Below are 7283 nucleotides of genomic sequence, written 5' to 3'. Positions count from 1 at the left end.
TGGGGGAAGGGGGGGGTGGGCGGGGGGATGATGTAAACTTTGTGGCTGCGGTCACCCTCTTCCCCGGGGGGGGGGGGGGGGGTTTTCCCCCGCGATGCTTTCAATCAGTAATCCACTTTCCCGGTGTGGCTGTTCAAAGAGATCACCCGGGTCTTGCCAATGCGGTGACGGTAAATCTCACGCAGGTATTTCACCGCTTTCTTCACGCATTCGCGTGACAGCCGGATGTCATTGATCGAGACGAACTTGCTCTTGTCGTTGATCAGCTCGCGGTATTTCTTCTCGTACATCGGTTTGATCGCGTACCAGTTGGTATCGAGGATCTTCGCCGGGTTCTCGAATTCGTTGAGCAGCTCATCGATGCGGTCTTCATCGAAGGCGTCGCTGGTGATGAACTCGAGGATGGCATTGTCCAGGGTATCGTCGAAGCGGTACGGGTTACGCGCAAAGCAACGCTTGATGAACGCCACGATCAAGGTCAGGAAGTCGTCCGACAGGCACGGGCTCTTGGCGATCAGGGTGGTCAGCGAGAGGTTGGCCGAGGCGCCGATGACCAGCGCGTAGCGCTTGAGCGTGGTGTTGGGGAACAGGCTGTTGAGGTGGGTCTTGAGCCGGTTCAGGTCCATGTACGACAGCTTGTAGTCCTTGGGCAGGGAGACGATCGACACCACCGACGAGCAATTCTTGAAAAAGTGCAGGTCGTGCAGCGCCGCTGCGTCATAGCCGGAGGCCTGGTATTGCTCCAGGGCGGCGCGGTAGCGGCGGGACTCGATCGGCAACAGGCTGATACCTTCGATCGCCTGGGTCACCTTGTTGAAATGCGGCAGGTCGATGGAACGGAAGAACAGGTCGTCGATGTTCAGCCGCGGCTGCTCTTTCTCGAACACTTTGAACTTGTCCGAGCTTGGCGACGGCTGTTCCGGTACCACCGATTCGGCATAGGCAATGGCCACGGGGCCGGCCAGGCTCATGAACAGGTCGTTGGCATCCAGGCGGATGGTTTCGCCGATGTCGATGCCGGCACGGCGGAAGTAGTTCTGGTCGTAGTCGGTGGTTACCGCCTGGGCGGTGAGGATGTTGAAGATCTGCTGGGAGATGTACTGGTTGGCGTGCTTCTCCATGGCATTGACGTCGATGTTCTGGATGTTGCCGTCATCGTTCTCTTCGGCGTAGCGCATGATGTCGTTGGAAATCAGCATCATCGCGTTCCACGGGCGGATGCGGCCCATGACGCTGGCTTCGCTGCTGTCTTCATTGTCGAAGTTGTAAGAGAAGTCCCATTCCTCCGACAAATACTTGCACAGCAGCCGCCCGGCGTTGATGTGCAGGGCTTCCGACATCTCGCTGCGGTGATCGGAAATGTTTGGCAGCACGCAGATGCCGCTGGTGAAGATCGGCTCGAAGACGAACGAATGACCGCTCTTGCCGTCGTTCTCGTCGGCCGGCTTGGTGTCGAAGGTCTTGTTCATGTACGAGTACTGCTGGGCCAGGCCAAATTCCGAAGCCATGCCCGAACCCGTACCGCCACCGGCGCTGAAGATGTAGAAGTACAACCGCGACTGGTTGGCCTTGATCCCGCAGGAGTCGATCAGGTACGAGTGGATCAGCTTCCAGTCCGCGCTGGAAAAGCGGTGGGTTTCCTTGTTGAGGATGATCTTGGCCAGGTACTGGCCGAGGATCGGCGCGTTACCGGCGCCACCGGCATGGACTTCCGAGAGGTCCATGATCTTCATCTTGCTGTAGTCGCGGATAAAGCCGCTCTTCTCGCCCTTGCGCGAAAAGCGGATGCGCCCGGCGATGTCTTTGTCGAGATCACCGAGCATGACCAGTGGCTCTACCAGGAATACCGGTTTGCTGCCCTTGTTCTGCACCAGGCGCAGGTTGTTGCGAATCCAGCGTGCCGGGCTGTAGTTCGGTTCGCTGCCGGCGCGGTCTTCGTTGTTGAATTCGTTGAGGTAGAAGGTCCTGGCGTTGTATACAAGTTCTGCAACATCCAGGGCGATGTTCGAGCCACAACGGCCCAGGCCGATCAGGCACACCGAAGGAAACTGCTGGTCCAGGCGCAGTTGGGTGTCGTCTTCGACATGCACGCTGGGCGGGAACACCAGGTCGCGCAGGCCGTCGAGGTTGTCGAGGATGCGCTGGATATCGGTCTCGGTGAAGTACAGGTACTGCTGCGGGTTAAGCGCCCGCGGGCTGTAGAAACTCGAGCCGGGAGCGCTGTACGCGGGAGTGGATGAAGTCAGCTCGGAAACCGCGTTGGCAGAAGTAGTCTTGGAGGTCATTTTGCGCCATTTGCCTGGAGGTGGGTGGCTGTTCTAGTAGGTAGCATAGAGCCATCACTGGATGAGGTTCGCGACTGTATCAGTGCGCATTTGGCGTGAGCGATAGGGGTTAACCCTATGCCTATGTAGGTGTTTTCCTTGCCACGCCTGCAAACTGAATCGTCCGATCAGTCAACTTCTTTAATCTGTCTGGAGCTTTACATGAGCACTGCACGTCCTTCGTTGGGGTTTGCCGGTATCGGGCTGATGGGCTTGCCGATGTGTCGTAGGCTGTTGGCGGCGGGTTATCCGCTGACGGTGTGGAACCGCTCGCCGGACAAATGCGCCGAACTGGTCAAGGCCGGTGCCCGTCAGGTGGCGACCCCGGCCGAGCTGTGCCAGCACGCCGATGTGTTGATGCTGTGCCTGGCCGACACGGCCGTGGTGCGCGAGGTAGTGTTTGGCGAACAGGGCATCGTTACCGCGGGCAAGGCCGGTCAGTTGCTGGTGGATTTCTCCAGCCTTGAACCGACAGCCACCCGCGAGATGGCCAGCGAGTTGGCAGCGAAGACCGGCATGGGCTGGCTCGATACCCCGGTATCCGGCGGCACTCCGGGCGCCGAAGCCGGTACCTTGGCGATCATGGTCGGTGGTGCGGTGGCGGACCTTGATCGCGTACGCCCGGCGCTTTTGACCCTCGGCCAGCGCGTGACCCACATGGGACCGGTCGGGGCAGGGCAGGTGACCAAGGCCTGTAACCAGATGATCGTCGCCTGCAATGCGCTGGTAATTGCCGAAGTGGTGGCGCTGGCCGAGCAGTCGGGCGTGGACGCCAGCCTGATCGCCGAGGCGTTGGCGGGTGGTTTCGCCGATTCAAAGCCGCTGCAGATCCTTGCCCCGCAAATGGCCGAAAGCCGTTTCGAGCCGGTGAAGTGGCACGTGCGCACCTTGCTCAAGGACCTGGACACCGCGGTGAAATTTTCCCGCGAACAGGGTTCGTCGACGCCGATCAGTGGCCTGGCCGCCCAACTGATGCGCTTGCATGGTAGTCAGGGCTATCTGCAAAAAGATCCGGCGACCTTGATTGATCTGTACCGGCGTAAGGATTGAAGCTGCTCAGCGCCTGTTCATGGCGCTGGTTGAGCTCGCCAAGGATCGGCCGCAGTTCACCCAGCGGTACTGGCCGGCTGAGCAGATAACCCTGGAGGAAATCGCAGCCTTGCTGGGCGAGGAACTGGTACTGCTCGATGGTTTCGACGCCTTCGGTGATCACCTGCAGGTGCAGGGTGTGAGCCATGACGATGATTGCCTGGACGATTTCCATGTCCTGTCGGCAACGCGGTACATCCTGAATGAACGAACGATCGATCTTCAGGGTGTCCAGCGGCAGGCGCTTGAGGTAGGCCAGTGACGAGTAGCCGGTGCCGAAGTCATCGATCGACAGCGACACGCCCAGGGCACGGATGCCCTTGAGCAGGGTGATGGTGGTGTGGATGTTGCCCATCAGCGCGTTTTCAGTGACTTCCAGTTCCAGTTGGTGCGCCGGGATACCGGCCTGGCGCAGGGCATCTTCAACCTCCCGGGCCAGTTCCTCGCGGGCCAGGGTCAAGGCCGAGCAGTTGACCGTCACCTTGAGCCCGTCATAACCGTGGCGGTTAAGTTGGGCCAGGTCTTCGCAGGCATGGCGCAGTACCCAGAGGTCGAGTTCGGCGATCAGGCCATTGGCTTCGGCAATGCCGATAAAACGGTCGGGGCTGAGCAGGCCATGCTGCGGGTGCTGCCAGCGCACCAGTGCTTCGAGCTTGGCGACCTGGCCGCTATGCAAATCGAAAATCGGTTGGTAGTGGATGCGCAGGCCCCGCTCTTCCAGAAGGGCGATACGCAGCTCCTCCTCCAGTTGCAGCTCGAGGGTGGCGCGGGTTTTCAGGTTGCTGTTGAAGAAATTCAGGTTATTGCGCCCGCAGCCCTTGGATTGGTACAGGGCCAGGTCGGCGTTTTTCAGCAGCTCTTCACAGCTGCGGCCATCGTCGGGAAACACGCTGATACCGATGCTGGTGGTCATGACCATGCGCCGCCCGGCCAGGTCGATCGGCTCTTTCATCTTCTGCATGATGCGCTGGGCCAGGTGCCGGGCCTCGTCGCGGCTGTGCAGGGCGGTGAGGATGCAGAACTCGTCGCCGCCAAAACGGGCGACCACATCCTGGCTGCGGGTGGCGGTCTTGATATGCGTGGCAATCACCTTGAGCAGCTCGTCGCCAGCGTCATGGCCGAGGCTGTCGTTGATACGCTTGAAGTGGTCGATATCGAGGAACATCACTGCCAGCATGCCGTCATTGGCTGTTTGTTCGGCCAGGCGCTCGGCGAACACCTGGTTGAAGCCGCGGCGGTTGACCAGGTTGGTCAGGGCGTCGTAGTGGGCGGCCTGCTGCAGGGAGACCCGGGCCTGGTCCAGTTGGCTGAGCAACACGTTGACCCGGCGCAGGTCGTGCTCCTTGCTTTGCAGCTTCTTGTCCGAAAGCGCGGCGCTGATGCTGCTGGCGCTGATCAGCAGGGTGATAAAGGCGATGGTCAGGCTCAGTTGCAGGCTGTTGTCGCTGACCGGCAGCGCCAACGGGGTGTCTGGGGGAATCACCAGGGTCAGTGCCGCCATCCCCAGCAGGTGGGTGCCGACAATGCCAGCGGCCATCAGCAGGCTGGCGCCGTACTTCATCAGTTGATAAAGGGTGCCGCTGCCGTTGCGAAAGAAGCGGGCGAACAGCAGCGCTGCCAGGCTGGTAGCGATTGCGGCGGCGACGGAGGCGGCGAACAGGTCGGGGCGATAGAACTGCTGGGCGGTCGAGCGCATGGCAGCCATGCCGGTGTAGTGCATGGCGACGATGCCCAGGCCGAAGCAAACCGCCGCTTGCAGGTAGTGGCGTGGCCGCAGTTCCTGGCGGCCGAGGGTATTCATGGCCATCCAGCCGGCCAGCAGCATGATCAGCAGCGACACCCCGGTCAGGGCTACGTCGTAGTGAACTTCCAGCGGTGTCTGCAAGGCCAGCATGCTGATGAAGTGCATGGCCCAGATGCCGCCAGCCAGGCAGCAGGCACCGAGCAGGCGCCACTGCCGCTGGGCTGCGGGCAATTCGACGTGGCTCAGGCGTTCGGCCATGTCGAGGGTGGCGAAGCTGCCAGCACAGGCAATCAGGAATGCAAGCAGCACCAGGTAGGGGTTATGCCTGCAATCAATCAGGATCTGTCCGGTTGCCGGAAGTTCGGCGAGCATTTCTAGCCCCAGCCACTCCATAGCATTCCTCGTCGTCGAGTGTGCACTCGTCCCCCAATCGCCCGCTCGGAGACCGTTCTGCAGGAGTATAGGAACTCAGCATTAGCCCATCCTGATTAATGGCACATTGACTCCTACGATTTGGTCATTGAGCCAATAGCGCCGGGTTCTAAAACTGCAAATGGTTACAATTACCCAGTATCAGTGCGGTCAATGGTGGCAGACAGATCGCAGATGGCCCTCTAGATTCAGTTCGGTGTGCTGGAAAGCCCCGAACAATAACAACGAGGGACTGATCGATGCAGAGCTCCACTCAAGCGGCGAACGCCTGGCGAATCCTGTTTCTGTTGTTTCTGGCCAACCTGTTCAACTTCTTCGACCGCACCATTCCCGCCATCATCATCGAGCCGATCCGCCTGGAATGGCACCTGAGCGACTTTCAGATCGGTTTGCTAGGCACGGCCTTCACTCTGGTTTATGCGATTGCCGGGCTGCCGTTGGGGCGCTTGGCCGACAACGGTTCACGCAGCAAATTGATGGGCTGGGGGCTGATGGCCTGGAGCGGGCTGACTGCGGTCAACGGCATGGTCGGCAGTTTCTGGAGCTTTTTGCTGGTGCGCATGGGCGTGGGCATCGGTGAAGCCAGTTATGCGCCAGCCGCCAACTCGCTGATCGGCGACCTGTTCCCCGCTGAACGACGGGCGCGGGCCATGGGCATCTTCATGCTCGGGCTGCCGTTGGGGTTGTTGCTGGCATTCTTCACTATTGGTGCGATGGTGCAAGCCTTTGACAGCTGGCGGGCGCCATTCTTTATCGCTGCGGTGCCGGGGCTGTTGCTGGCAGTGTTCATGTTCATGATCCGCGAGCCGGCGCGCGGGGCGGCAGAGTCGGTGGCGATTTCCCAGGCGCCGCTGGACCGGCCGTTGCGCCGGGTCCTGAGCGTACCGACCTTTTGCTGGCTGGTGCTGGCCGGCCTGACCTTCAACTTTGCTACCTACGCGTGCAACTCGTTCATGGTGCCGATGCTGCAACGTTACTTCCTGCTCTCGCTACAGCAGGCGGCGGTAGCCACCGGGGTGATCGTCGGCCTGACCGGCCTGGTGGGCTTGACCCTCGGCGGCTGGATTGCCGACAAGGTGCACCAGCGCTTTGCCAACGGACGCTTGTTGTTCGGTGCCCTGAGCATGCTGATTGCGTCGCTGGCCACCGCCTGGGCATTGCACGCGGGGCGCATCGAGATTGGCGTGTTCGTGGCCGTGTTCGGTGTCGGCTGGTTGTTTGCCTACAACTTCTATACCTGCGTCTACACCGCAATTCAGGATGTGGTGCAGCCGCGGCTGCGGGCGACGGCGATGGCGCTGTTCTTTGCCGGGCTTTATCTGCTGGGCGGCGGCTTGGGGCCGGTGGTAGTGGGGGCGCTGTCGGACCATTTTGCCGTGGCGGCGATGCAGGCCGCGGGGCAGGTGCAGATGAGCGAGGCGTTCAAGGCTGAAGGCCTGCATGGGGCGATGTACCTGATACCGGTGGCGTTGTCGCTGACGCTGGTGTTCCTGTTGTTCGCCTCTCGGTGCTTTAGCCGCGATGCGCAGAGGATGAGGGAGGGGATGGTGGCTGACAGTGAGGGGGGAGCGGGCAAGCTTGCCCAGGCCTGAGGGGCCTCATCGCCAGCAAGGCTGGCTCCCACAAGGTTCAATGTTTGCCTGCAATCTGCAGGTTGATAAAGATCCTGTGGGAGCTGGCTTTGCCAGCGATGA

General features: G+C 60.9%; 4 protein-coding genes. 2 read left to right on the top strand and 2 right to left on the bottom strand.

Annotated features, from left to right (window positions below; all coding sequences use genetic code 11):
- Window positions 1-104 precede the first annotated feature (104 nt).
- Window positions 105-2285: a hypothetical protein gene (locus ABM562_RS10310; protein WP_115085670.1), complete on the bottom strand. Its 2181-nt coding sequence runs from the start codon at window positions 2283-2285 to the stop codon at window positions 105-107.
- A gap of 201 nt (window positions 2286-2486) precedes the next feature.
- Between ABM562_RS10310 and ABM562_RS10305 the strand changes: the two genes are divergently transcribed.
- Window positions 2487-3374 carry an NAD(P)-dependent oxidoreductase gene (locus tag ABM562_RS10305; protein WP_115085671.1) on the top strand — a complete coding sequence of 296 codons (888 nt, stop codon included), beginning with the start codon at window positions 2487-2489 and terminating at the stop codon, window positions 3372-3374.
- On the opposite strand, the gene ABM562_RS10300 is transcribed toward ABM562_RS10305, so the two are convergent.
- A complete protein-coding gene (locus tag ABM562_RS10300; RefSeq protein ID WP_115085672.1) occupies window positions 3274-5550 on the bottom strand; it encodes a putative bifunctional diguanylate cyclase/phosphodiesterase in 2277 nt (758 codons plus the stop codon). The genes ABM562_RS10305 and ABM562_RS10300 overlap by 101 nt on opposite strands.
- A 278-nt stretch (window positions 5551-5828) precedes the next feature.
- On the opposite strand from ABM562_RS10300, the gene ABM562_RS10295 reads away from it, so the two are divergent.
- Window positions 5829-7181, top strand: a complete 1353-nt coding sequence (locus ABM562_RS10295) for a spinster family MFS transporter (protein WP_460421793.1) — start codon at window positions 5829-5831, stop codon at window positions 7179-7181.
- Window positions 7182-7283 lie beyond the last annotated feature (102 nt).

Source organism: Pseudomonas sp. ZL2 (assembly GCF_054788455.1).
Note: the sequence above shows the minus strand (reverse complement) of the source record. Positions and strands in the feature narration are given on the sequence as shown.